The sequence below is a fragment of the Legionella bozemanae genome (assembly GCF_900450575.1).
Lineage (GTDB): Bacteria > Pseudomonadota > Gammaproteobacteria > Legionellales > Legionellaceae > Legionella > Legionella bozemanae.
The window spans coordinates 2,804,466-2,828,849 of sequence record NZ_UGGY01000001.1 but is presented as its reverse complement, the minus strand read 5'-3'; the positions used below and the strand labels follow the sequence as shown (position 1 = coordinate 2,828,849).

The following is a 24,384-nucleotide window of genomic DNA, read 5'->3' as shown; positions in this document are numbered from 1 at the left end:
TATCTTAAATAATACTTTGTGCGGATACAGCTTTTTCACAAAGCATGCGCAAAGCAGCTGCAATTTGTTTTAATTCATCATTGTGTAAGTGATATTTTTTACCTAATTGAACCGGATCAGTGAAACTTAACCATACTTGACCACTCTGGTCTTCTGTAGCCATTACCCGCAAAGGTAAATCAAGTGCGATTGCTGCATTTTCTTGCATTAATGGTGTCCCTTTTGCTGGATTGCCTATAATAAGGACTTCGGTAGGAGGAAGTGATTGGTTTACCTTTTGGGCTTCACCACTGTGATCGATGTGAGCAAATATTTTTCCGCCTTTTTGAGTAATAATATCTATTATTCGCTGAATTGTTTGGGAGACAGAATAAGGGCTTTGCAGGGTCTGTGAACCGGAACCTTCTGGTGCGCCTAGTTTCATATCAAAAGCTGCTGCAATTTTACGGCTTAAGATATCTAAATCAGACAGATTCTCTTTATTTGCCAAAAGGGTGACACATAAAAGTTCATTTGGTGCAGTAAAACGGCTTAAAAAAGCGGAGAAACCAGGAATATTTCCTTTTATTTCCATTAATCCTGGATGACCTGGAAATAACCAACCCGCATTCCCAGGTATGACCATTTCATTGTCTAAAGTAATACAATGATATAGAAAATCTCTATTCTCACTTTCTTTGATTAAAATAGTTCCCGCTAGACCGATATCCCATATGCTGATATCTTCTGCTGACGCAATGACACCGCCGTGTGCAAAAGTAGTTGTCCACGTGATTCCAGGGAGTGCATGGTTATCTGCTGCATAGCCAACAGCAACTTCCAAGGGGTCGATATAAGATGGATTATGCAAAAATTTGCTGTGCTTAAAAGGACGGTTAGTGTTGTGCACTTCATTATCGATTGAGGAGATGTTTTTAATGAAAAATGTACGTTTTAAACCCACACGCTCAATTTGATTTTTAGTGATATATGATTCATAACTCATATCGCTGGCATTTTCAATAATAATCCCGAGGAGGTAATAATTTGAGGCGCTGGGTTGCATTTTGGTGCCTGAAGGAAAGAGTAAATTTGGATCTTTAATTAAATTAAAAATCTCTTCAGGCTTATAATCTTTGTGATAAGAAAAACCTTCACATTCTGAATAATCAGGTATTCCTGAACTGTGAGTTAATAATTGTCGAATAGTAACACCTTGCCATTCTTGTGGAAGAGACGATATAGAAGTAGAAATTGAGTCATCTAATTTCAGTTTCCCTTCTTCTATTAGTTGCATTATGGCAACTGCAGTAAATGCATGAGTTAATTGACCTACATGAAAGAGTGTGCGTGTCGAAACCAAAAGTTTTTTTTCTGTATCAGCGAATCCATAACCCACTACTCGCGTAATATATGGGGCTTGAACAATCGCCAGAGACATCCCCGGAATATTATTTTCTTCCATGTACTCTATTATGAGATCATCTACAGATTGACCCCGATAAAGAGTATGGAAATCACCGCGACCAGTACCAGAGTGAGTGTTCATTTTGTTATTCCTTTAGATGCCACAAACTATTTTTAGTATAGATGAGTATTGAGGTGTTGCAGCAGGAATAAGGTCAAATGACAACTGGGATTTTCAGCGTCAATTATTCAGTTCTACTTTCGCTGCACGCAGCTTCTATTTAATTATGTATTTGATGTTTCAAGTAAATTTACTATATTGAATAAATATAGGGTTGTTTGAATTAATTTTTCCCAATTTAATCAGTAATGTTGAATGGCTAAAATGTTTTTTCTCATGCTGATAGATTAATAGATATGCATGTGAACGATAGTTTCTAAAGAATACGGATTTAAAAAGGATACGTTAGTATGCATCACGCGCTTCCTCTGATCACCACAGTTGCAATGGGATTTGCTTTAGCATTAATCCTGGGCTTTATTGCGGTACGATTTAAAATTCCCGCATTGGTAGGTTATTTATTAGCTGGTGTTGCCATGGGGCCATTTACTCCAGGAGGGTTGATGGCAGATGTTGAAATCGCTCAGGAACTTGCAGAAATTGGCGTCATGCTCCTCATGTTTGGGGTAGGATTGCACTTTTCATTGTCTGATTTGCTGTATGTTCGGAAGATTGCAATTCCGGGGGCGATTGTGCAAATGATTGTAGCAACAATATTGGGTGGTTGTACTGCCATCATGTGGGGCTGGAACTATGGCTATGCCTTGATTTTTGGACTTTCATTATCCGTTGCAAGTACTGTTGTATTATTGAGAGCACTTGAAGAACGAGGCATGTTGGGAACAATTAATGGGCATATTGCAGTAGGCTGGCTTCTGGTTGAAGATCTGGCTATGGTTGTTGTGTTGGTATTGCTTCCGCCATTATCCCAATGGTTAGGCAATAATCCATCCGTCAGTATGCACAAGCCATTATGGCTTGTCCTTGGGCTTACGTTCATAAAAGTTTCTACTTTTATTGCTCTGATGTTCCTGGTGGGGCGGCGATTTTTTCCCAAATTACTTTGGCATGTTGCCCGTACAGGATCACGCGAATTATTTACTTTGTGTGTTGTTACTGCAGCAATTAGTATTGCCTATGTAGCTGCTAAGCTGTTCGGGGTTTCCTTTGCTTTAGGTGCTTTTTTTGCTGGGATGATTATGAGGGAGTCTGCCTTTAGCCATCGCGCAGCTGAAGAATTGTTACCACTGCGCGATGCATTTGCTGTATTGTTTTTTGTTTCAGTCGGTATGTTGTTTAATCCTGCTGTTTTAGTGGAGCAACCACTCCAAGTATTAACTGTTGTAGGTATTATTGTTATTGGAAAATCAATCGCAGCATTTATTCTGGTTCTTGCTTTTCGTTATCCATTACAATCGGCATTAGTTGTATCAGCAAGTTTGGCACAAATTGGTGAGTTTTCTTTTATTCTTGCTGAGCTTGGAATACGCTTGGGCCTCCTTCCTGTAGAAGGACGAAATTTTATTTTAGCTGGCGCATTGATCTCAATAGCCATTAATCCGCTTATATTTAAACTAATAACTCCTATTCATACATGGGCAAAAACTCGCTCTAAATTAATGGAGATTTTTGAGCGTTCAAAGGATCCTTTAACTGAGTTACCTATAACCACGACAGAAAAATATCTTGCAGGACACGTTGTTCTGATAGGATATGGACGTGTGGGAAAGCGTGTTGCTCGGTTGCTTTCTGAAAAAGATGTTCCTTATGTTGTAATTGATGATAATCGAGAACTAATAGAGCGCTTGCGAGTTTCTGGTATACCCGCGGTTTATGGCGATGCATCCAAGCCCTCTGTGCTTGTTCAAAGCCATATTGCTCATGCCAGTATGCTTATTATTGTAATATCAGATACGGTGCATGTAGGAAAGATGATTCAATATGCAATTCAACTCAATCCAGGAATTGAAATTGTTATCCGCACACATAATGAAGAAGAGGCTATGTTATTACAGAAAGAAATCAACGGAAAAGTGTTTTTTGCCGAGGGTGAAATAGCAAAAAATATGGGACTTTATGCCTTGAACCGATATGGAAAATCGCCAACTTCAAAAAATTAGATAATAATTCTGAGTGGTAAAAAATCAATATAAGATGTATCCTGAAGGCTCCGTTTACAGTCCTAATAATGTAACGAAAGGTATTAAAATGATAAGAATTGAGCTTCTACAAAATAATCTTGATGCGATCTCTGAGCTTGCTCTTATTTGGCAAGAAGGCCTTGGAAAAATTTGGTTACCTGATGTTCCGCTAGATGTTGTAGAACAGCGTTTTCGTGATCATGCAAACCACGACAAGTTGCCAATTACTTTTGTTGCATTTGATGAGGAAAAGCCAGTAGGCATGTGCAGTTTACGTGAAAATGATGGTATCCGTCCTGATTTGATGCCATGGCTAGGTTCTTTATCCGTAAAATCTGCATATCAACGGCAAGGACTTGGTAAACGTCTTATTGATGTAACCAAAGAGCAAGCAAAAAAAATGGGATATGAAGTGCTTTATCTTTTTGCGTTTGATCAAACAATTCCGAATTATTACCAATCCTTAGGATGGAAAATTATAGATACAGACCGTTTTAAAGGACACCCTGTTACAGTAATGAAAATTATAATGTAAACCCCAATTAATCTATCGTAGACCATTAGAAATCGTATGACGAACGTTAATTTGATCGTCAAGATTTTGCAAATATCCTGAATTTCTGGGTTAGTTTTTTTGCGTTTTTAAAAATTGTTGACTAGCCTTTATTGGAGCTAATAAGAACTATTTTAGTTTTTTATTTGCTGAAAAAAATTAAGGAGAATTAAAATGAATGAGAATATTTTTCAAGGAAAATGGATGGAAATAAAAGGCCAAATGAAACAATTTTGGGGAAAGCTCACAGACGATGACCTAAAACAAATTGAAGGTAATCAACAAGAAATTTTTGGCAAGCTCAGAAAACATTATGGGTACACCGAAGAGCAAGCTAAAAAAGCAGTACAAGATTTTCAAAAGAAAATGCATCATTAAAATTTAAGAAAGAATGTCACATTTAAAAGGAGTTTTAATATGGAAAACAGAGGAATTGTTAAATCTGGTGAACTTACAGGTTCTAAAGTAATGAATCCAGCTCATGAAAATCTAGGTGAAATTGCGGAGGTTGTTATCGATAAGCAATCTGGAAAAGTAAATTATCTTGTCTTAGATTTTGGTGGTTTTCTAGGATTTGGCAATAAATATTTTGCTGTACCTTGGAATTTATTTTTGTACGACAACAAAGATGATTGTTTTATTCTTAATGTGGATAAACAGCATCTGAAAGATGCACCTGGCTTTGATAAAAATCATTGGCCCAATTTTTCTGCACCTGAATTTAAAACTCAAATAACCGGTTTCTATACAGGGAGATAAGTGATGAAAATTCTATTAGGAGCATTATTTAGTACACTGGTTTTATTCTCTGTTACTTCATTTGCTCATGATGAAACAACGGGAACTAATGGGAGTACTAGTACAAGTGCAAACACAAGTTCGAATGCTACTCCCAAGACCTCAATGAGTTCAAATTGGGTGTGTACTACTAATGCAAGCTCAAGTGACAAAAAAGCTGACCAAGATGCTGATAAGAAAATGTCAGAGCATGCTGGTTCTGCAACTAAGTCATTTGCTTTCGCAGCAAAGCATTGCCGTGACTGCACACAAATCACATGTGATGTTAAAAAATAATCCATTCACCTGCATTTCTTTATAAGAAATGCAGGGAAATCTCCTAAAAATCATTTTTTTTCAAATAATTAATTATTATCCTTAGTTCACCGTGATTCACAAATCAGTTATTTTTTAATTTGAAGAATTTAAAAATTCTTCCTATGCTAAAAAGAGTTTTTAGTAATTCATTTTATGCCAAGGAATGCGAATGAACATTTTAAAAACCCAAGTTTTGAAAGGACCTAATTATTGGTCGAACTACAGAAAAGAACTCATTGTTATTAAACTTGATTTAGGAAAGTATGAGGAATTTCCCACGAATCTTTTAGTTGGGTTTAAAGAACGACTGATAGAGTGTCTTCCAAGTTTACACAGTCATCGTTGTTCCTTAGGAGTTGAAGGTGGATTTTTAAAGCGGGTAGAAGAAGGTACTTGGTTGGGGCATGTGATAGAACACGTTGCTTTGGAGTTGCAATGTCTTGCAGGGATGGAGTGTGGTTTTGGCAGGACTTATGGGACTAAAGATTATGGTGTTTATCAAGTCATATTTGCATACCAAATTGAAGAAGCAGGTTTGTATGCAGGAGAAGTTGCAGTCAATTTTATAAACTCCATTGCAGAAGGTAAAAAATATCCTCTTGGTGAGGCCCTTAATCACTTAAGGGAAATTTTTAAAAAACAGGGGTTAGGGCCTAGCACTCAGGCGCTTGTCGATGAAGCGAAAAAAAGAAAAATTCCTTGGAAACACTATGAAAACACTTCTTTAATTACATTGGGATATGGGCGAAATCAAAAAAAGATTTGGGCATCCGTCTCTTCGAAAACAAGCTCTATTGGCGTGGATATTGCTTCTGATAAAGAGCTTACCAAGCAAATTTTGAGCACAAACTTTATTCCGACTCCCAAAGGGATGGTTATTAGGGATAAAGAAGAACTCCAAGAAGCAATAAAACTATTGGGCTTCCCTTTAGTGATTAAGCCATACAATGGAAATCATGGAAAAGGGGTAACTACAAATATTACAGATCGAGATAAAGCAATTTTTGGCTATGAACTTGCAAAAAAAATTTCCAATGAATTAATAATTGAACGCTTCATGACTGGGAAAGATTATCGATTCTTAGTGGTAAATTATAAAGTGGTTGCGGTGGCTGAAAGAACCCCTGCTCAGATTAGAGGAAATGGGAAACTTACAATTAATCAATTAATTCAGCAGGCAAATGAAGATCCAAATCGAGGAGATTGCCATGAAAACATGCTGACAAAAATCAAGATTGATGAATCCACTTTCTCTATTTTAAAACAAAATAACCTGACTCTTGAGAGTATTTTACCCGAGAATTATATTTTATATTTAAAAGAAACTGCAAATTTAAGCTCTGGTGGAACAGCTAAAGATGTGACTGATACGGTTCACGCTTTTAACATTTTTCTTGCAGAACGTGTAGCGCGACTCGTAAATTTGGATATTTGCGGAATCGATGTGATCTCAAATGATATAGGTTGTCCTTTAAATGAAAATCATGGTGCCATTATTGAAGTAAATGCCGGACCAGGATTAAGAATGCATTTATCACCTAATGAAGGTAAGCCTCGCAATGTAGCAGAACCCATTTTGAATATGCTTTATCCACCTAATTTAACGTCAAGGATTCCAATAGTCGCTGTTACAGGTACCAATGGAAAAACATCAGTGGTCCGGTTGATTGCTCATCTCGCACGTTTTGCAAATCACCACACCGGTTACACTACTACAGACGGTATTTATATAAATAATAAATTGATTTATAACGGGGATTGCAGTGGTCCTGCCAGTGCACAAGTGGTTTTATATGATCCTGAAGTGGATTATGCCGTCTTAGAATGCGCGCGGGGCGGAATTCTACGTTCAGGTTTAGGATTTGATGAATGTGATATCAGTGTGATTACTAATGTTACTGAGGATCATTTGGGATTAAATGAGATTTATACTCTTGATGAGTTGGTCCAGGTCAAAGCGGTTGTTGCGCGTAGCACTAAAGAAACAGGATATGCTATTTTAAATGCTGATGATAATTTGACCTATGATTTAAGAAATGATTTAACGTGTAATATTGCTTTATTTAGTATGTTTGAAAGCCCCCGTATCAGGAAGCACTGCAGTTTAGGCGGGTTAGCTGCTTATCTTGATCAAGGACATATTATCGTGCAACGCAGTTCCGAGCGAACTGTTCTGGCTGATGTAAAATCAATCCCGCTTAGTTTTCAAGGCACCGCAAGCGGCATGATTCTGAATATATTAGCTGCAACATTAGCAGGAGTCATCAGTCATTTCTCTTTAGAAAAAATAAAAGAAGCACTGCAAATTTTTTATCCCACTGTCGAGAATCTTCCAGGCAGAATGAACCTTTTTAAATTCCCTCATTGCCAGGTCATGGTCGATTATGCTCATAACGAAGGGGCATTTCGTGAGTTAAAAAATTATCTTGCTTCAATTCATTGTACTAAAAAAATTGGGATTATAGGGGCGGTCGGTGATCGCCGTGATGAGGACATTGAAAAGCTGGGCTATCATGCCGCTTCCATGTTTGATGAAATCGTCATTCGCCATGATAAAGACGGAAGAGGGCGAACTCATCATGAAATAAATCGTCTTATTGTTGCAGGAATACTTCGCTCTAATTTTAAGCCATCTTTAAATATTATTTCAGATGAAATTGAAGCCATTGAATATGTGACGGGAGTGGCAGAACTAAATACGTTTATCTTTTGTGCGGTTGAAGATGTATTTGAAACAACTAATTTTCTCAAGAAAATGGAAAAACAATTGATGATAGCGAACGAGGTTTATAATGACACCCAAAGCTAAATTATTAATTATCGGTGGTGCTGAAGATAAGGGTTATAATGAACCATTGGATATTACGGAGCAAAATAAAGAATTTACTCGTTATGAAATTCTAAATGAATTATTGCCCCCCTCAAATAAAAAAATAGAAATTATTACAACTGGTTCGGAAATTCAGGATGAAGTAAAACAAATTTATCAAAATGTTTTTCATAATATGGGTTATACCAACATAGGGTTTATTCCTATAAAAAATAGAAGTGAAGCACGCCATGAAGAGTATTTAAGAAGAGCAGAGGATGCGGGAGCCATTTTCTTTACAGGAGGCGATCAGTTTCGTCTATCTACAATATTAGGTGGCACTCCTATAGTTGACATTATTAAAGAACGATATCTGAAAGACAGTGATTTCATTATTGCCGGAACTAGTGCTGGAGCTATGGTTATGGGCACAGTTATGATCACTGGGGGCGGTTTATCAGAAGCTTTAAGGTACCTCAATTTATTAACTTCTTCAGGATTAGGGATTTTACAATCTTGTGTTATTGATACTCATTTCATAAAAAGAGGACGATTTAGCCGTTTGGCACATGCCATTATCATGAACCCAGAACAATTGGGTATTGGTTTAGGGGAAGATACTGCTCTGGTTATTCGAAATGGAACGGATGCAGAATGTTATGGGTCGGGTATGGTTGTCATTATTGATGGTAGAAATATTAATCAAACAAACATCACAGATGTTGAAGAAGGAGAGCCTGTATTTGTTGAAAATTTGATAGTTCACCTTTTGGTAAAGGGATGTCAATTTTCAATTGCAGATCGTACTCTGGCGAATCCGGCGATCCCTCTAAGTAAATAATTTAAATAATGGATACGGTAATGAATAAAATTGCAATCGCGGTACATGGTGGTGCTAGTGAGAATTATTCTTTTTTGCACGATCATCAAAAGGAATTTGAACATGGTATGGCCCAAGCTGTTGAAATAGGTTATTCAGTTCTTGATAAAGGCGGTTCCGCTTTGGATGCAGTAGAGCAGGCAGTGGCGGTTCTTGAGGATAATCCTTTATTTAATGCGGGAAAAGGTTCAGCGTTAAATTGTCGCGGGGAAGTTGAGATGGATGCTTCCATTATGAGCGGCACAGATCTGCAAGCTGGCGCCGTATCTATGGTGCGTACAGTAAAAAATCCCATTCGTCTTGCCCGGTTGGTGATGGAGGAAACACGCCATGTTTTTCTTTCAGGATATGGTGCCTTAGAATTGGCGAAGAAGTATAGTATGGAAATTGAGCCTGATTCTTACTTTATAACTCCGCATCAATATGAGATGTATCAAAAGCTGAATAAAATAGAGAGAATGGAAGAAATTCAGCGCAAGAAAATGAAAGGAACTGTAGGTGCTGTGGCTTTAGATTTACAAGGAAATCTTGCAGCGGCAACATCAACAGGTGGAATTAGCAATTGTCTTCCAGGCAGAATTGGAGACAGCTGTGTTATTGGTGCTGGATGTTATGCCAATAATAATACCTGTGCGGTCTCTGGAACTGGAGAAGGTGAATATTTAATTAGAGGGGTAGTGGGACATACTATTTCCATGATGATGGAATTTGATATGCCACTGCAAAAAGCATGCGATTATGTAATCCATGAGCGTAATCAAAGATTAAACGGAGAAGTGGGTGTTATTGCTCTTAATAAAAATGGCGATTTCGGCATTTCTTTTAATACTGAAATCATGAAAAGAGCCTGGAAGAGTTCATCTCAAGAAGTTCAAATTAAACTGTTCAATTAATTTGATGAAATTGTAGAAGTCCTGTAGCCTTGGGCGCGAAACAGAACCCGGAACTTTAAGCTCCCGTTGGTTCTGCTTCACTGTTACAATATGATTTGATTGTATTACTTATTTTTTATACTGGAGGAGGTGGCGGACGTCGACCCAGTAACCCCATTATCAGGAATACGACAAAGATAACAAGAAATATAAAGAATAAAATTTTCGCAATTCCTGCTGCAGCTGATGCTATGCCACCAAATCCAAATGCGGCTGCAATAATTGCAATAATGAAAAATGTTAATGCCCAACCTAACATAATTACCTCCTTGTATTTATCTTAAATAACATTTAATTATGTTTAATTATAGACTATGTGTGTATTTACTATAGGACTGAAAACCTGAAGATATTCTGGAAAACCTCAGATTTTGTCATTTCAGCATTGATTCTTTATCTATTCAATGAGTTTAAGTAGAAGAGCAGACACTAGGTTATGCTCCTATGTTGAGCGTATTAGTGCATGATGGCGATAATAAGTAAACCTGTGGCTATAAAACCAATTAAAGCAAGACTGGAATTACCTCCCGGTACTAAGTGGCTTTCTGTGGTAACTAAGTGAGCTTTACGTCCTTTCCAAGCCATAATGGAAGGCAGAAGTAACAATAAAATAACACAGCAAATGCCGGCATAGCTTAAAGCATGCAAATAAATTCCAGGATTTAATAAGACTACTGCTAGCGGCGGAAGAAAAGTTAAAGCTAAGGTATATTTCCCCTGGTTACCGGATTTCTCCAGTTTTAACCCATCTGCCAGAAAGTCAAATAGACCCAAAGAAACTCCTAAAAATGCTGTAAGCATGCATATAGAAGTAAAAAAGCCAAAGAATCCACTAATCCATTGATTTTGTACTGATTGACTTAAAGCCTCAGTCAGCCCACTCGTGGCGTGTTCTGAATTCATAAGTGCGAGTAAACCATTCTCTCCTTCCCGAGAGACAACACCCATAATGACTGCATCCCAAACAATATAGCAAACAAGAGGAATAAGTGAACCCAGTAAGATGACGCGTTTTAGGGTACGTATATCATCTTCAAAATAGTCACGGAGGCTCGGTATTATCGATGCATAGCCAAATGAAGTAATCAAGATCATTAATGTGCCAGTAAATGCACGTGCTGAACCATCAGTTAAGCCTAAAGTAGAGGTATGCGGGCTAATAATAGCGACTAACAAAATATAAATGCCTAATTTACCAAACATTAAACCGCGATTGACATAATCTACGGAGCGTATGCCTTTATAAACGATCAAACCAAATAAAAAGGTAAACAGAATTGCGGTAGCACTGTTGGGTATATCAATATTCAATTTATGTAATAAGCTATTGAATACATCACTTCCCCCAGAAATATAAGCGGATAGCAGGGTATAAAGCAAAAACAGGTACGTGATCCAGGCAATAATTTGACCAGGCAAGCCTAACGTGGATTTAGCCATGGAAATCATGTTGCTTCCTGCTGGAAGACGTAGGTTAACCTCCAAGATTAATAAAGCGCCGGCAGTCATGACCAGCCAACAAAAAAACAGGAAGAAAATGGAATTGGTAAAGCCTACTTCTGCCGTGGAGACGGGAAGGGCAAGCATACCACCACCTATAGATGTTCCTACTATAAGTAATATTCCGCCTATTAGTTTTGAATTGATCATGAGATATAATCCAAAATAGTTTAAAAATAATTCAATATGATACTTTGTTGTTCATTTTAAGTCAATTGTATCGCAGCCAATAATGATTGTGGTCTAAGCGATCTGAGTCCTATTTCATTCTATATACTGTGCACATAAGGCGCAGTATATAGAGAGGCATGTAAAAATTTTTCATTAAACTATAAACTACTTTTTATGTCTATCTCTCAAAGTGTCGTTCCTCACGCAGATTGGTTATATCAAATTCCAAAATTCGTGCGCCAATAATCCGATAGAAACAGCAACTACAGCACCTTGAGTCCATTTACCACCTGGAACGATAAAGACAGAACGATGATTTCTTCTGCCAAAATAACACATTAATGCGGGTAAAAGTAGTAGCAGAATGATACAAAAGATACCTGCATAACCTAAGGCATGTATGTATGCACCAGGATAATAAATGACGATAAGAAGTGGAGGAACAAATGTAAGTAAAAATAACCCAATGCCATGACTTCCTCGTTCACGCAACTGTAAACCATCTGCAAGGAAGCTGTACAAGCATAAGGAGACGCCAAGAAATGCAGTGAGCATACAAATGGAGGTGAAGAAATTAAATAAAGCACTGATTATTGTATTTTGCACTTTATTTGAGAGTAAGCTTGCTAAGGCACTGGTGGTATGCGGATTATGCATTAAACTCTCAAGGTTTTGGCTTCCTTCTGAGGGGAGAGCCCCCATAATGACTGCATCCCATGCCAAATAACAAAATAAAGGAATTAACGAACCAATAAAAATCACTTTTTTCAGTTGCTTAATGTCATCATCAAAATAGTCTCTGAGATTAGGCACAATAATGGCGAATCCAAAGGAGGTAATCAAGATCATAATGGCGCCACCGATATAACGCATGTCACCATGACGCAGATGGTGTAGTTCAATATGCGGGGCAATAAGTACTACTAATAAAAAATAAACAGCTAATTTGCCAAACATCAATCCACGATTGACATAATCTACATATCGAATTCCACCATACACAACCATGCCAAAAATAAGCGTAAACAATAAACTTGCTTGCCAATCCGCCAGATGTAATCCAATTTTAAAAAGAAGGCTGTTCAACACGTCTGCTCCGCCAGATATATAAGCAGACAGTAGAGTATAGAGTAAAAAAAGATAGCTTATCCAGGCAGCAAGTAAACCATAATTACCTAAAGTGGCTTGCGCCATTGAAACCATATGTTTTCCTCTGGGTAAATAAAGATTCGCTTCAAGGATAAAAAACGCCCCTAATGTCATGAATACCCAGCAAAGAAATAAAAAAATTGAAGATTGCCAGAAACCTGTAGCTGCATTGGCAACAGGCAAGGCGAGCATTCCCCCGCCTATAGATGTCCCAACAATTAAAAGAATTCCCCCGATAAATCTTGAACGCATGTTTGCCTTATTTTGATGCATAAACTACAGGTGATGGTACTGGAGCTGGACATGTTGCACAAGTCTTAATACCATAATTATTGAACCATTGGATCTCAATGCGTCGATTAAATGCACTACCGTGGATCAATTTATTGTCACCTACATCATTTTTATCACCATAACCTTCTGCTTTAAGAAGTTGCGCAGGAATATTATTAGCCCATAAAAAAGTAAGCATCGTTTCTGCTTGAGCTTGGGACAATAATTTTTTATGGCGGCGTGTACCTACATTATCTGTGAATCCCGCAACATAAACAGGGCTGTTCGGATAAAATTTCAACAACCTTATAATATTTTCCAATCCAGGGTAACACACTTCATTGAGGCGGGGGCTTTCAAACATATAATATTTATCAACAGGCACAATTAGGGTCATGGTGTCGCCATATTGCACGTACTGGATATTTTCTTTATTCAACTCTTTAATAATGCTGCGTCTACTTGCCTTATAAAAACCTACAACGGCGCCGGCAGTACCTCCTGCAACAGTTCCTGCCAGTGCTCCTGCCACAGTACCTGTTGTTGCAGCACCTACTGCGGTTCCAACAACCGCTCCAGTAACAACCCTCCTTGGCATAGGATGTACTGGTTTGAAATTATTATAAGGTGGATAAAAACAACTACTCAGTAAGCATGAACTCAGTAAACATGTGATTAAACCACAACATAGAATTTGTGCTCTCGCTAATTTGAGTGACATATTCACTCCCTTGTTCCGTGATTTTATCATTATTAAACATCTGGTTAAATTTCGCAATTGTAAGATCTTCATAAATTTGGCTTATACACTGGGAGCAGAATCCTGCTTTGATTGCAAAAAACATGGCCTGAGTGTAGCGAAACGAAACCCGGGTTTTGCATTTTTCCCGGGCTCCTCTCATGTTATATAACCGCAGGACTTAAGTGGAATTATTAATTAGCAACAATAGCTAGTTTCTAACTCATCTTCTTCATTTTCTTGAAGGTCTTCTTTTATTGGTTGCGGCTTTGGGTTGAAGAATGAAACTAAACTTAACTCATTAGTGTATTCTATATCGTGACGACTGAATGATTTAAATTCGGTGAAGCATGACAAGGCTTTATATGCTGCTGCAATCATTGCTCCGACAATGGTTATTCCTACGGCAACACCTAAAACTGGTTGAACAATAAGTACTGGCAGTGCAATGCCAAAAATACCGGCATATAAAGAAAATGCTGTTGCTGCGTAGAACATCAGTTCGCATGCTTTGGCGAGATTATGAAATAAAACACCAATTTTTCTGGATTCACATGAATTGCTAATTTTTTCCGATGCTTCTTTAGTATTCAGCTGTCTATTTTTTGCTTTAGTTAATTGGTCTATAAATAATTCATAACTGGCAGCAATTTCTTCAGCTTTTTTGGCTGAATTTGTTTTAGTATAGGAAAGGTTGTAATAATTTTGTACTGATTTTATTTGCTGTTGTATTTTCACCCCAATTTGCTTTTGCTGATTAGCAAACAGAGCATTTAGTGCTTCGTCACAGGCGCTTAAACGTCGTTCTAATTTTGTATGATTCAAAGGCATGATCCATCTCTTTATTATTATTAGTAGTAGGGAAACCATGAGATTAAAACCACTTCAATTGAGTTTGAATGGCCTCGATGTTTTATATCATAATTAACGTAAGTTCGACATAAGAAGTATAAAATGATTTTATCCTTTTTATGACGCTAAGCGAACCTAGCCTTATTTTATTGAATTCAAAAAAGGATAATTACTACTCTTCTCCTTGAAAACGACATAAATTCTGAAAATCACATTGTTGACAAATAGTTAAATGCGCAGGTTGTGGGACGCAATGGCCGTCTTGGAATTCTTTAGCCAAATCAGTGAGTTGTTTTTGCCAAAGGTTCTTGCACTCTGTCCATGTTTCTTCTTTTTTTAAAGGACTAATCCCACTGATGCTGTGCTTTTCTTCACTAAGTCCCGCACAGCTGATTTTCCCGGCTTTTAATTGCAAGAGCAAAAGGGTGTTAATTTGTTCATCCAACAGCGCATAAAGCAAGAGCTGTGATTCTTTAGGTCGTTCCTCATTCCAGGGTTTACTGGCAGGAAGAGTACTTTTATAGTCAATAACCCATTTTTTATCTTCAACCTGATCCATGCGATCGACGCGCACTTGAAAATCGAGGCCGGCTAAATTAATCGTATAAGATTGCTCTATTGCTGCTATGGTAAAAGGAGGTCGTTGTTTCTCCCATTCAAGACAAGTGTGCACCATTCGTTTTAAGCGCGCGTACTCCACTTCCCGTATTGAATCAGGAAATGAATCGCAATGTTTTTTTAGTGAGGCTAAAGCGGTATGAATGGCACCATCAATGTATTGTTCTAAAATATCATTGGCTAAATGGAGCAGATTATGTTGATTTTCTAATTTTTGCCATAGCAGCTCCATAACCTTATGAATAATTTGTCCTCGCTCTTTATTATCTAAGCCATCTGTTGTTTGTAACGAAGTTTTAGCTCGGAGTCTGTGTTCGGCAAATGCTTTAAAAGGACATTTGGCCTGATTCGATAGAATTGCTGTACCTCCATAAACGTGCTCCTCTGCCAATAAGGGAATATGAAAACACTCTTCTATCGTTATTAACTCAGAGGTTTTTTTTGCTTCATAATCAGTTGGTAATGGTTCAAAATTGGGAAATCCAGCGATTAAGGAGCAAGGTAAATTAGGTGTATCTGCTTGCAATTGGGCATAGCTTAGTACTATAGAATCAGCACTTCTTTGTAGGCGCTGCAGGATCTGGCGAGCAAACTGCAATTCGCGAGCAGGTAAACTATGCGGCATGCACAATTCACGTTGCAATTGAGGTGGAATAAAAGCTGATAATTGTACTTTTTGTGGCAAACATTGATCAGTTAAGCCCATGATCCATAAACTCTCGAACTCACATCCCGATGCTTCCAGCAAACCAGAAATTTGAATCGGCGCATTGGTTTTTTGCGCTTGGAAAATGGTGTTATCAGCAAGATGTTGTACTGTCTCAAGGACTTCCGATTTTGTGAAGCGAGAACTCAGTAAAGAAAATTGCCTCAGCTCATCAAAGATGGCGATAAAACGATTAAGGCACTGGTAATTCTCTGAGCTAAGGGTATAGTCCCCAGGAAATCCTAAGGTGTTTAAACGCTTTTGAAATAAGTGTATCCATTCTTCTACAGCAGCCTCTTGAGGATAAGGTGTTAGAGCATTTAATAAAGTAGCGAGTTTGGGCGCATAAGCATGGAGTTCTTCTCTAAAATGATTTAGCTGAACTGCATGATTTTCTAATAATATTCCTTCTTGCAAGTACTCAGAGCGTGCTATGAATTCTTCTTGAGAACTGCCTAAATAAGGTGATTGCAGAAGTAATTCTGCCTGATGCGAACTTAAGTAGATATCATCTAAATTAAGCCAACATAGGGCATGGGCAACTAAAGGAAAATTACTCAGAGGTTTGCCGAGGGAAATATTAAAGTAGGATGGCTCAAAATGATGTGCCAAGATTCTTTGTAATGAATTAGACTCTTGCTCTAAATTGGGTACAACGACACCGATACGCTGACTCCCTTCTTGGATTTTTAAATGTAACCATGCCATGAGTTGTTGATATTCTTCGTTGTTGTCTTGAGCTGCGAATACTTCGGTTTTCGATGATTTTTCCTTTAAATCATATTGATATTGAATGAAACCTTTTCTCGTCAAGTGTTCCTGCAAGAGCACTTGCTGAGGAGTAAAGTCATCAAAACACACCCAAACAACGTCTTGGGAAAATAAAGAACTATTGGTATTGAGTAAATAGGGAATTAATTGATGCTCAGTGATTAAATGATACTGTTTTAATTGTTTATCAAATAATTGCCACCATTGTTGAAATTGCCGTGTTTGTGCTGTGTAGTAAAAAGCTGGATCGTCCATGTTAATTTGCCAGAGTTGGCAACGCTCCCATGCACTGATTATTGATTGAAGCAGGCCTTCACTATAAGTTATGCTCGTTTCAGCTTGAATCATTTTGCGCCATAAGTACTGACATTGAGTGTTGTTTAATAAAGTAGGATGGGTAATATGAGGGCTAATGAAATTGAGCTGTTCGTAAGCTTTAACTAGAGCAGCGCCAAAGGGCATACATTTAGGCTTATCTATGGTTTGTTTCTTACATTTTAGGAAATAGTATTGAAGTATTGCTTCACTGAGTCGGTTATTCGGGGTGAGAACGGTGGCTTTTTGAGTTAATAGAAAAAAAAGCTGCTCTTTATCCGTGATCGGGTGTATCGTCATAAAAATTCACAATTTTAATTGTAGTCTGGATGGAGCATAGCAGAGTCTGGGAAATGCTCTATACCTGGCAAAAACCAAAATTATGCTGCTGCGCTGTATGCAAATTACAATACAATGAAAAGTTGAGTAGTTAGAAGATTTTACTCAAGTTTTTTTGCGCTGCAAAGTACGGGTTTTTTTTGCTGGTTTAGGTTTTTCTCTATCTGCAGCTCCAACATACCGTGGTAAGCGATGGTCTCGTCGTCTATCTGTACGTAAGATTTGGTAAATAAATTTCCCACGTAAATAGATAGAGGCTAAACCGGAGGCAATGGCAAGTAAGAAGCCAAAAAGAATATAACTGTAACCCAGAACAATGAAGTATGCAGAAACAAAATCATTAAAATTGATTACTTTCAATGCTTGATTTTCTGAGGTGTCCATAAATAGCAGCAGACCCAGATCAAAAAATGGTAAGGAAAGCAGAACCATAATAAAACCCAACCAGAAAGTCTTGAGCTTGTAAGGTCTAGGACTGCAAACGATACTTTTTCCAAATATTGCCCCAGTTATAGAGGCTACAACCATCCCTAGAATAATTGCATAAAAGAGAGGCACGAGTTCTTCAATACCAATTGTTGTAAGAAATCCATTGATAAGTATCGTTCCGACAACGGATAGCAATCCGTAATAAACAGCTGCCAGCAAACGTGGGTTGGGAAAGTCAAGTGCAGGATCTTGTTTATTCATTTGGCACTCCATAGCTCCACTTATATATGTATCATTTTAGTATAAATATTTGACTATGTTGTGTTTTATTAACTTTTTTATTTGCACTTATCCAAGATAAAATTAGCTTTCGAAGAGATAGAGCTGTATCAGCATAATAATTTGTATATAATAAGAGAAATAATTATTGATTTCGATTATGAAGAAACTTGGTCACTTTTTTTTAAAACTATTTGGATGGAAAGTTGTTGGTGAATTACCACAAGATAAAAAATACCTGGTTGTTGTAGCCCCCCATACCAGCAATTGGGATTTTATTGTTGGCTTATTTGCTCGTTTTTCAGTCGGAGTTAAAATTAACTTTTTAGCGAAAAATCAATTGTTCTTTTTTCCTTTAGGTTTGGTGTTAAAGGCTTTAGGCGGTGCTCCAGTTGATCGTTCTAAAACAAATAAAACAGTAGAGCAGGTAGTGGAAATCTTTCGTTCTCGTGATGAGTTTAAGCTTGCTATTACTCCTGAGGGAACTCGCAGTGCAGTGACGCGTTGGAAAGAGGGGTTTTACCATATTGCTTGTCAAGCAGGACTGCCTATAGTTATGGTAGGTCCTGATTATTCCACGAAGGAAGTTCGAATTCATGAGAAATTCCAACCCTCAGGGAATATTGATAAGGACTTTCCAAAGATTCTTGATTTCTTTAGATCTATAAAAGGCTGTTATCCTAAAGAAATTCCTGAGTATCATCCCCGTAAAAATGACTAGTTTTTTAAAATGTAACTGGATATAGTGTCGCGGAACTTAAAATCCCCCACAAATTTTTTCATTCTACGTACCGGTTTTATGCGCGGTATCCAGAGGAATTTTGCTTTAAAAAAGGACTGCTCAAAATATTGTTTTGGATATCACACATAAAGCGGTAGTTAAGTAGCTTATATCCATCTTTCAAAGTGGCACCAAAAAAGCTATACCGGATAGATTGGGTCATTCTGTACTGCATTTAGGACATACTTGCATACTGCTCTTCTCGACACGGGTATTTATAAATGTTTTATCATTTTTAACATTTTAAAGTGTGTTCCATTTGGGAGAGGAAAATATTGTGGTTCAATAATTTGATAGCCACAAAACTCATACAGTTTTGCCCCGGGCAAAGTTGCCATCATTTCCATTTTTGTAAATCCATGAAATAAGGCCTGTTGCTCACAATATTTCAGGAGCATTTTTCCAAGACCTTGCCGAGCATGGTTTGGATGGACAAAAAAAGCTCTGATCTTGGCATAATCTGTTTGTGGATTTAAAAAGCCTTCCTCACGCGCGCTGCATTGATCTCCGCCAAACAGGGTTTTTCGTTTACTCCATCCGCCGCAAGCAATAACATTGCCTTTTTTTTCTATAGCATAGTAGGTTTGATCCTTAATAAGTTCCTTATCTACACCAAAAATAAAATGAATTGCCCCCTCAATTTCTTGGCTTGTATAGTCTTCTTGGCTCAATTCACGTGCCGAATATTTAATGAGTTGGTTCAGAGTTTTAATTTCATCAATTAGTACATTTCTTATCATAATTGTTTCCTTTTAAATCTTGTTCGTGAGATGAGGAATTTACCATGAAATAAAAATAAATAAATTTTTAATTTAATGATGTTTTATTTCACTTTATAATGCCTGATTTTAATTTTTGGGTAATATATGAAAAAAAATGACGATAAAAAAGCATTGGAAAATAAAACTGATGTGGCATATTTAGATAAAATTGACCGAAAAATTTTAAATTTATTGCAGAAAGACAATCAAATTACCAATCTGGCTCTTGCTGAAAAAGTTGGGATTTCCGCCCCTCCTTGTTTTCGTCGTGTAAAACGATTACGTGATGAGGGCATCATTGTGAAAGATGTTTCTTTGGTTGATCCTTTTAAGGCAGGTCGTGGGCTCATTGTTTTTGCAAATATTACTTTGGAAAAACAAAGAGAAGATTTATTGGCTCATTTTGAGCGCAAAATGGCGGATCAAGAAGAAGTAAAGCAATGCTATTTTGTTTCGGGAGAAACCGATTATTTATTAATAATACATGTAGCAGATATGAATCATTACAATGAATTTGCCCGTAGGGTATTTGCTAATGAGCCAAATATTAAAGTGTTTCGAAGCAGTTTTTGTCTTAATCGTACTAAATACAATACTAACATCCATTTTGCGGAGGATTAATAAGGTGGGGCGGGCGGTGAATCGCGGCAAGAGAAAGTAACTGTATGTAGGCCTTTGCAGCCTATGGCCTTCAGGCTAAGAGTATTTAGTGTTTCATTTTACTCAATTTGCAAGTAACTTTGTCATCCCCGCGCAGGCGGGGATCCATTTTAATATTGGCAATGTGCTCAATCATGGATGGATTCCTGCCTTCGCAGGGATGACTTCTGCTTCGCTTGACGGCTCTAGGCTTTGCAGCCCAGGCTACGATTACCCAATTTGACACTGAACCAGGCTGTTGATTATTTTAATATAGATTTACCTGCATAAGGCAATGCAGCAATTTCATTGATGCGTAATAATTGATTGTACTTTGCAACACGATCAGTACGGCATAATGAGCCGGTTTTAATTTGACCGCAACCCGTGGCAACTGCAAGATCTGCGATAAATGTATCTTCTGTTTCACCAGAACGATGTGACATCACACAACGATATCCATTTTGGTGGGCTAATTGAATTGTTTGTCGCGTTTCACTTAAAGTTCCAATTTGATTGACTTTAATCAGGATGGCATTAGCTACTTTTTGAGTAATACCTTCTCGTAGAATTTTGGGGTTAGTAACAAATATATCGTCACCTACCAATTGAATTTTTTCCCCTAATTGCGCGGTCAAATGTTTCCAGCCGCTCCAATCTTTTTCATCCAGCCCATCTTCAATGCTTACTATAGGATAATTGGCAACTAAATTAATATAATAATCAATAAGTTGCATTGAAGTAAATTGTTGATTTTCAGAAGCCATATGATACATGCCTTGTTCATACAGCTCGGAAGAGGCAACATCTAAAGCAAGTACTATTTCATCGCCTAACTTAAATCCTGCTTTTTCAATTGCCTCACAAAGTAAGTCTAGAGCTTGACGGTTTGATTTTATATTGGGCGCAAAACCTCCTTCATCCCCTACCGCAGTATTTAAGCTTTGCTTTTTTAAAACGGATTTTAACCCATGAAAAATCTCAGTGCCCATTTGCAATGCTGTGGGAAAATCAGCGGCCCCTACAGGCATAATCATAAATTCTTGAATATCCACATTATTGTCCGCGTGTGCACCTCCATTTAAAATATTCATCATGGGTACGGGCATGCACATTTTTTCGCCTTGATTTAATGCTGCATATAATGGCAACTTATGCTCATTTGCTCGAGCTCTTGCAGCTGCAAGAGAAACAGCAAGAACAGCATTGGCTCCAAGATATGATTTATTTTCTGTGCCGTCTAGTTGACATAATTTCTTATCTAAAGCGTCCTGATCTTCAACAGAAAAAAGGTGTAATGCTTGATTTATTTCATGGTTCACGTGAGCAACAGCTTGTTGTACTCCTTTACCATTATAACGTTTTGCATCATCATCGCGGAGTTCACAGGCTTCTCGACTTCCTGTTGATGCGCCAGAAGGAACACTGGCTCTTCCTTGGATTCCATTTTTTAAAATAACATCTGCTTCAACAGTAGGGTTACCACGAGAGTCCAGAATTTCACGAGCTTGAATTTTTGTAATTTGCATGTTGAGTCCCAATTACGATTGAAATTTTTTAATCTGAAGTATTGTTTTGATATGCGCTTGCTTTGTCAAGAAATAGATTGTTTTCCTATGGCGACTTGCTCAAGATATTCATATTCTTTTAGGGTTTCTTCTGATTGAGCATATCCAAAAAGATAACTTATAAGTCGTTTAAACTGTTGAAACATAGACTCATCCTTTCTTTCTGCATTCTTGATCTGAAGCGTATTTTGCATCTTGATTAAGACATCACTCGCAGGAATTTTATCACGTTGATCTAAATGATATTTTAATTCGTAAATACCTTGTGGCACAGATACTTTTTTATCACCTTTATTGAGTTGATGGCGCGATCCAAAATAACCCAAAGCCCATGGAGTAGCATTTCCTTTCACAGCGTTCTCTATTTTTTTATCGAGATAATTATTAATTTTGAGTAATAAATCATGAATTGCTGCATTCTCTTTTTCTCCAATAAAGCCCTTATCGGATTCAGCTTGAACGTGTTGTTTGAGTGCAGCAAAAATATGGGGGGTTTCAAATGTGTATTCTCGTGTTGCTACAATAGAGGCTAGAGACTTAATGATTTCCGGGTCTTGATGCGTTATAAGTAGCATTTGAGCGTTGGAAATTTTGGCGATCAGTGTGGAATTTTTAATAATAAGTAACGCTGAGGATTTATTTTTTAGTGCTTCCTGAAATAATTCAGGTGGGCTTAAAGAGAATAAAAATTTTAACGATTTGATTTGAATTAACTGTTCTTGTAACTTTTCCAGGTACCTGTTTAGTCTGGCAATTTCGTTACTAATGCGTTGCTGTAAGGTTTCTCTATCTTCTTCGTAGGAGTCCGCTTTTTTTAATTTTTCTTGATAAATAGTGATTTGTCCTCTAATTGTCACCATCATCTGTTCATGTAGCTCAATAAGCGCATCATGATCATTGTTTGACTCTAGCTGAGCAATTCTTTCTTCAGATTTTAATTTGAAAATTGCACATATCTTCATATGGTCTGCGAATTTCATTTTAAATTCAAACAAACTTAATGTAGGCGTTGCTGCAACAGGATTTTCAATTTTTCCTTCCATTTTTTTCTCAATGCCTCAGCAAAATGATAAAGAATCATAACAAAATGATCTTAATAAATACAATAATTCATTCTGTTGATGATTTTTTGTATTTTGAGATCTTGTGTAGCCTGAATGAAGTGCGAAATTTGGAGCCAAAAACATTCTATTTTCCGAGTTCGCCATACTTTTTTAGGCTATGAACTAATCAGAAACTGACCGCACCAAGTTTCATTAAGGCACTGGATAAAGGAAGTAAAGGTAAACCTAAAATGGTATCTTCATTGCCCTGAACCTCTTTAAATAACCATTTACCCAGGCTTTCATATTGATAACCCCCACAACTATGATAAGGTTTTTCACTGTCTAAGTAAGCTTCAATGGTTTTTTCGCTTAATTGGTGCAAGGTTAAGTAGGCTGTTTCATGATGTTGCCAGAGCAGTTCGTTATTTTTGGCAATGCAAAGGCAGGCAATTTGCAAATGCTCCTTACCATTTAATAAACGCAGATGCTCCATAGCTGTATGATGGTTCAAAGGCTTATTCAGCAAGGTTTGTCCAAACAGACACAGTTGATCTGCTGCAATAATAAAATGTTCAAGATGGTGCTGACTCACTTCCAGTGCTTTACTTGCGGCAAGCGCATAGCCCAATTCTAATGCGTTTTTTGACTTGAAGGATGCTTTAATTGCGTTTTCATCACAATGTGAAGGAATCACAGAAAATTCAATACCAAGAGACTGCAATAGTTTTAATCTTATTGATGAACTTGAAGCGAGAATAATGGGTTTTTGTTGTAAAAAATTAGACATAGATCGCCACCAAAGCCATCAGTGTGAAGCCTATAATCACGAAGCTGAAATCTTTGAGATTACAACAGCGCTCTACCATTACACAGCGTTCTAAACCATGTAGTGTGCCCAGATAGAGGAAAGTTCCCGCTGACGCAGCAATTAAAATTGGATCAAATAGAGAGTTAGTTTCTACTCCATGACCAAAATACCACCCTAAATAGATACCCAAAGGGGTCATCAAACTGAATAAAATAAAAAAGACCAAGCTGGTGTTCATGCTCATAGAACTTTTATTTAATTGAACTGCTACGGCAAAGCTTTCTGCCCATTTATGGGTAATAATTGCAAGAAAAATCATGATAATCATAGAGTTATATTGCGCTAACCCTAAGGCTGCACCCAACATTATGGAATGAACTGAAAGCATTCCCCATGCTAAAAGAGCAAAAGCAGGGTGTTTCGTATTATGATGGTAGAGTTCTTTGCCCAGATGTTCGAACCAAAGGAAAATCAGAAATACTGCTCCGGTAATGATAAAGGCGAAAGGGTAGTTGTATCCCATTTTTTTAAATAAAGAATTTGCATCTGGAAGCATATGCAATAAACCTGCTCCCAAAAATACTCCAGTAGCCAGGGTTTCTCCCACAGGAAAATCAATATGCCGATCATCTTTAATACGTTTTTTAAACGGATACCAGCCCGCGAGTAAGATGACTACAAAAATGGAAAATGCAAAAAAAATCTTTAAACTGGTAGCTGATACCATCGTTTATCCTGTTATTTATTCTAGAATTTTATCGCTAAGATTGTTGCTTGGATTAG

At 37.5% G+C, this 24,384-nt stretch carries 23 protein-coding genes; 10 read left to right on the top strand and 13 right to left on the bottom strand.

The window, feature by feature from the left end; translation table 11 throughout:
- Positions 1-4 precede the first annotated feature (4 nt).
- Positions 5-1,528, bottom strand: coding sequence for a serine hydrolase (locus tag DY223_RS12435; RefSeq protein WP_058460105.1), 1,524 nt, complete (start codon positions 1,526-1,528; stop codon positions 5-7).
- A 329-nt stretch (positions 1,529-1,857) separates the two neighbouring features.
- Here DY223_RS12435 and DY223_RS12430 point away from each other — a divergent pair, with 329 nt between their 5' ends.
- From DY223_RS12430 to DY223_RS12395, 8 genes are all read left to right on the top strand, one after another.
- A complete protein-coding gene (locus DY223_RS12430; RefSeq protein WP_058460106.1) occupies positions 1,858-3,567 on the top strand; it encodes a cation:proton antiporter domain-containing protein in 1,710 nt (569 codons plus the stop codon).
- Positions 3,568-3,655: 88 nt separating this feature from the next.
- Positions 3,656-4,123, top strand: a complete 468-nt coding sequence (locus DY223_RS12425) for a GNAT family N-acetyltransferase (protein ID WP_058460552.1) — start codon at positions 3,656-3,658, stop codon at positions 4,121-4,123.
- Between the two features lie 192 nt (positions 4,124-4,315).
- Entirely contained in the window at positions 4,316-4,519 is a 204-nt protein-coding gene (locus DY223_RS12420; RefSeq protein ID WP_058460107.1) for a CsbD family protein, read from the top strand.
- 39 nt (positions 4,520-4,558) lie between these two features.
- The gene (locus tag DY223_RS12415) at positions 4,559-4,900 is read left to right on the top strand and encodes a PRC-barrel domain-containing protein (protein WP_058460108.1); all 342 of its coding nucleotides are present in this window, start codon (positions 4,559-4,561) and stop codon (positions 4,898-4,900) included.
- A 3-nt stretch (positions 4,901-4,903) separates the two neighbouring features.
- Positions 4,904-5,215, top strand: coding sequence for a hypothetical protein (locus tag DY223_RS12410; RefSeq protein ID WP_058460109.1), 312 nt, complete (start codon positions 4,904-4,906; stop codon positions 5,213-5,215).
- Positions 5,216-5,405: 190 nt separating this feature from the next.
- Entirely contained in the window at positions 5,406-8,045 is a 2,640-nt protein-coding gene (cphA, locus tag DY223_RS12405) for a cyanophycin synthetase (protein ID WP_058460110.1), read from the top strand.
- Positions 8,029-8,886, top strand: coding sequence for a cyanophycinase (locus DY223_RS12400; protein ID WP_058460111.1), 858 nt, complete (start codon positions 8,029-8,031; stop codon positions 8,884-8,886). The genes cphA and DY223_RS12400 overlap by 17 nt, the downstream gene beginning before the upstream one ends.
- A 20-nt stretch (positions 8,887-8,906) precedes the next feature.
- Positions 8,907-9,818 carry an isoaspartyl peptidase/L-asparaginase family protein gene (locus DY223_RS12395; protein ID WP_058460112.1) on the top strand — a complete coding sequence of 304 codons (912 nt, stop codon included), beginning with the start codon at positions 8,907-8,909 and terminating at the stop codon, positions 9,816-9,818.
- A 115-nt stretch (positions 9,819-9,933) separates the two neighbouring features.
- Here DY223_RS12395 and DY223_RS12390 read toward each other — a convergent pair whose 3' ends face one another.
- From DY223_RS12390 to DY223_RS12360, 7 genes are all read right to left on the bottom strand, one after another.
- A complete protein-coding gene (locus DY223_RS12390) occupies positions 9,934-10,116 on the bottom strand; it encodes a DUF1328 family protein (RefSeq protein WP_058460113.1) in 183 nt (60 codons plus the stop codon).
- A 197-nt stretch (positions 10,117-10,313) separates the two neighbouring features.
- A complete protein-coding gene (locus DY223_RS12385) occupies positions 10,314-11,507 on the bottom strand; it encodes an amino acid permease (protein WP_058460114.1) in 1,194 nt (397 codons plus the stop codon).
- A 234-nt stretch (positions 11,508-11,741) separates the two neighbouring features.
- The gene (locus DY223_RS12380) at positions 11,742-12,929 is read right to left on the bottom strand and encodes an amino acid permease (RefSeq protein ID WP_058460115.1); all 1,188 of its coding nucleotides are present in this window, start codon (positions 12,927-12,929) and stop codon (positions 11,742-11,744) included.
- Between the two features lie 7 nt (positions 12,930-12,936).
- On the bottom strand, positions 12,937-13,671 hold the full coding sequence (cmpA, locus tag DY223_RS12375; protein ID WP_058460116.1) for a C-OmpA-like family protein CmpA: 735 nt from the start codon (positions 13,669-13,671) through the stop codon (positions 12,937-12,939).
- A 216-nt stretch (positions 13,672-13,887) separates the two neighbouring features.
- Positions 13,888-14,520 (bottom strand): DUF5638 domain-containing protein, encoded by a 633-nt coding sequence (locus tag DY223_RS12370; RefSeq protein ID WP_058460117.1) that lies wholly within the window; start codon positions 14,518-14,520, stop codon positions 13,888-13,890.
- 193 nt (positions 14,521-14,713) lie between these two features.
- The gene (locus DY223_RS12365) at positions 14,714-17,251 is read right to left on the bottom strand and encodes a PD-(D/E)XK nuclease family protein (protein ID WP_058460118.1); all 2,538 of its coding nucleotides are present in this window, start codon (positions 17,249-17,251) and stop codon (positions 14,714-14,716) included.
- Positions 17,252-17,395: 144 nt separating this feature from the next.
- Entirely contained in the window at positions 17,396-17,980 is a 585-nt protein-coding gene (locus DY223_RS12360) for a hypothetical protein (protein ID WP_058460119.1), read from the bottom strand.
- A gap of 178 nt (positions 17,981-18,158) precedes the next feature.
- On the opposite strand from DY223_RS12360, the gene DY223_RS12355 reads away from it, so the two are divergent.
- Positions 18,159-18,719, top strand: a complete 561-nt coding sequence (locus DY223_RS12355; protein ID WP_058460120.1) for a lysophospholipid acyltransferase family protein — start codon at positions 18,159-18,161, stop codon at positions 18,717-18,719.
- 275 nt (positions 18,720-18,994) lie between these two features.
- On the opposite strand, the gene DY223_RS12350 is transcribed toward DY223_RS12355, so the two are convergent.
- Positions 18,995-19,519, bottom strand: coding sequence for a GNAT family N-acetyltransferase (locus DY223_RS12350; protein WP_058460121.1), 525 nt, complete (start codon positions 19,517-19,519; stop codon positions 18,995-18,997).
- A gap of 126 nt (positions 19,520-19,645) precedes the next feature.
- On the opposite strand from DY223_RS12350, the gene DY223_RS12345 reads away from it, so the two are divergent.
- Positions 19,646-20,161 carry an Lrp/AsnC family transcriptional regulator gene (locus DY223_RS12345; protein ID WP_058460122.1) on the top strand — a complete coding sequence of 172 codons (516 nt, stop codon included), beginning with the start codon at positions 19,646-19,648 and terminating at the stop codon, positions 20,159-20,161.
- 281 nt (positions 20,162-20,442) lie between these two features.
- Here the strand turns inward: DY223_RS12345 and eno are convergent, their stop codons facing one another.
- The 4 genes from eno to DY223_RS12325 form a co-directional block, all read right to left on the bottom strand.
- The gene (gene eno, locus DY223_RS12340; RefSeq protein ID WP_058460123.1) at positions 20,443-21,708 is read right to left on the bottom strand and encodes a phosphopyruvate hydratase; all 1,266 of its coding nucleotides are present in this window, start codon (positions 21,706-21,708) and stop codon (positions 20,443-20,445) included.
- A 65-nt stretch (positions 21,709-21,773) separates the two neighbouring features.
- Positions 21,774-22,790: a hypothetical protein gene (locus tag DY223_RS12335; RefSeq protein ID WP_058460124.1), complete on the bottom strand. Its 1,017-nt coding sequence runs from the start codon at positions 22,788-22,790 to the stop codon at positions 21,774-21,776.
- A 187-nt stretch (positions 22,791-22,977) separates the two neighbouring features.
- Complete coding sequence (locus DY223_RS12330; RefSeq protein ID WP_058460125.1) at positions 22,978-23,580, bottom strand: Maf family protein; 603 nt, start codon at positions 23,578-23,580, stop codon at positions 22,978-22,980.
- Positions 23,573-24,328: a ZIP family metal transporter gene (locus DY223_RS12325; RefSeq protein ID WP_058460126.1), complete on the bottom strand. Its 756-nt coding sequence runs from the start codon at positions 24,326-24,328 to the stop codon at positions 23,573-23,575. Before DY223_RS12325 ends, DY223_RS12330 begins: the two co-directional genes overlap by 8 nt.
- Positions 24,329-24,384: the final 56 nt, after the last annotated feature.

Excerpts from the sequence above, each read along its gene's own strand:
- DY223_RS12345 (WP_058460122.1), top strand. The coding sequence starts at position 19,646 with ATGAAAAAAAATGACGATAAAAAAGCATTGGAAAATAAAACTGATGTG.
- DY223_RS12390 (WP_058460113.1), bottom strand. The coding sequence starts at position 10,116 with ATGTTAGGTTGGGCATTAACATTTTTCATTATTGCAATTATTGCAGCC.
- DY223_RS12325 (WP_058460126.1), bottom strand. The coding sequence starts at position 24,328 with ATGGTATCAGCTACCAGTTTAAAGATTTTTTTTGCATTTTCCATTTTT.
- DY223_RS12400 (WP_058460111.1), top strand. The coding sequence starts at position 8,029 with ATGACACCCAAAGCTAAATTATTAATTATCGGTGGTGCTGAAGATAAG.
- DY223_RS12420 (WP_058460107.1), top strand. The coding sequence starts at position 4,316 with ATGAATGAGAATATTTTTCAAGGAAAATGGATGGAAATAAAAGGCCAA.
- DY223_RS12330 (WP_058460125.1), bottom strand. The coding sequence starts at position 23,580 with ATGTCTAATTTTTTACAACAAAAACCCATTATTCTCGCTTCAAGTTCA.
- DY223_RS12355 (WP_058460120.1), top strand. The coding sequence starts at position 18,159 with ATGAAGAAACTTGGTCACTTTTTTTTAAAACTATTTGGATGGAAAGTT.
- DY223_RS12370 (WP_058460117.1), bottom strand. The coding sequence starts at position 14,520 with ATGCCTTTGAATCATACAAAATTAGAACGACGTTTAAGCGCCTGTGAC.
- DY223_RS12425 (WP_058460552.1), top strand. The coding sequence starts at position 3,656 with ATGATAAGAATTGAGCTTCTACAAAATAATCTTGATGCGATCTCTGAG.
- cmpA (WP_058460116.1), bottom strand. The coding sequence starts at position 13,671 with ATGTCACTCAAATTAGCGAGAGCACAAATTCTATGTTGTGGTTTAATC.
- DY223_RS12380 (WP_058460115.1), bottom strand. The coding sequence starts at position 12,929 with ATGCGTTCAAGATTTATCGGGGGAATTCTTTTAATTGTTGGGACATCT.
- DY223_RS12360 (WP_058460119.1), bottom strand. The coding sequence starts at position 17,980 with ATGAATAAACAAGATCCTGCACTTGACTTTCCCAACCCACGTTTGCTG.
- DY223_RS12335 (WP_058460124.1), bottom strand. The coding sequence starts at position 22,790 with ATGGAAGGAAAAATTGAAAATCCTGTTGCAGCAACGCCTACATTAAGT.
- DY223_RS12385 (WP_058460114.1), bottom strand. The coding sequence starts at position 11,507 with ATGATCAATTCAAAACTAATAGGCGGAATATTACTTATAGTAGGAACA.
- DY223_RS12365 (WP_058460118.1), bottom strand. The coding sequence starts at position 17,251 with ATGACGATACACCCGATCACGGATAAAGAGCAGCTTTTTTTTCTATTA.
- DY223_RS12395 (WP_058460112.1), top strand. The coding sequence starts at position 8,907 with ATGAATAAAATTGCAATCGCGGTACATGGTGGTGCTAGTGAGAATTAT.
- DY223_RS12435 (WP_058460105.1), bottom strand. The coding sequence starts at position 1,528 with ATGAACACTCACTCTGGTACTGGTCGCGGTGATTTCCATACTCTTTAT.
- DY223_RS12350 (WP_058460121.1), bottom strand. The coding sequence starts at position 19,519 with ATGATAAGAAATGTACTAATTGATGAAATTAAAACTCTGAACCAACTC.
- eno (WP_058460123.1), bottom strand. The coding sequence starts at position 21,708 with ATGCAAATTACAAAAATTCAAGCTCGTGAAATTCTGGACTCTCGTGGT.
- DY223_RS12410 (WP_058460109.1), top strand. The coding sequence starts at position 4,904 with ATGAAAATTCTATTAGGAGCATTATTTAGTACACTGGTTTTATTCTCT.
- DY223_RS12415 (WP_058460108.1), top strand. The coding sequence starts at position 4,559 with ATGGAAAACAGAGGAATTGTTAAATCTGGTGAACTTACAGGTTCTAAA.
- cphA (WP_058460110.1), top strand. The coding sequence starts at position 5,406 with ATGAACATTTTAAAAACCCAAGTTTTGAAAGGACCTAATTATTGGTCG.
- DY223_RS12430 (WP_058460106.1), top strand. The coding sequence starts at position 1,858 with ATGCATCACGCGCTTCCTCTGATCACCACAGTTGCAATGGGATTTGCT.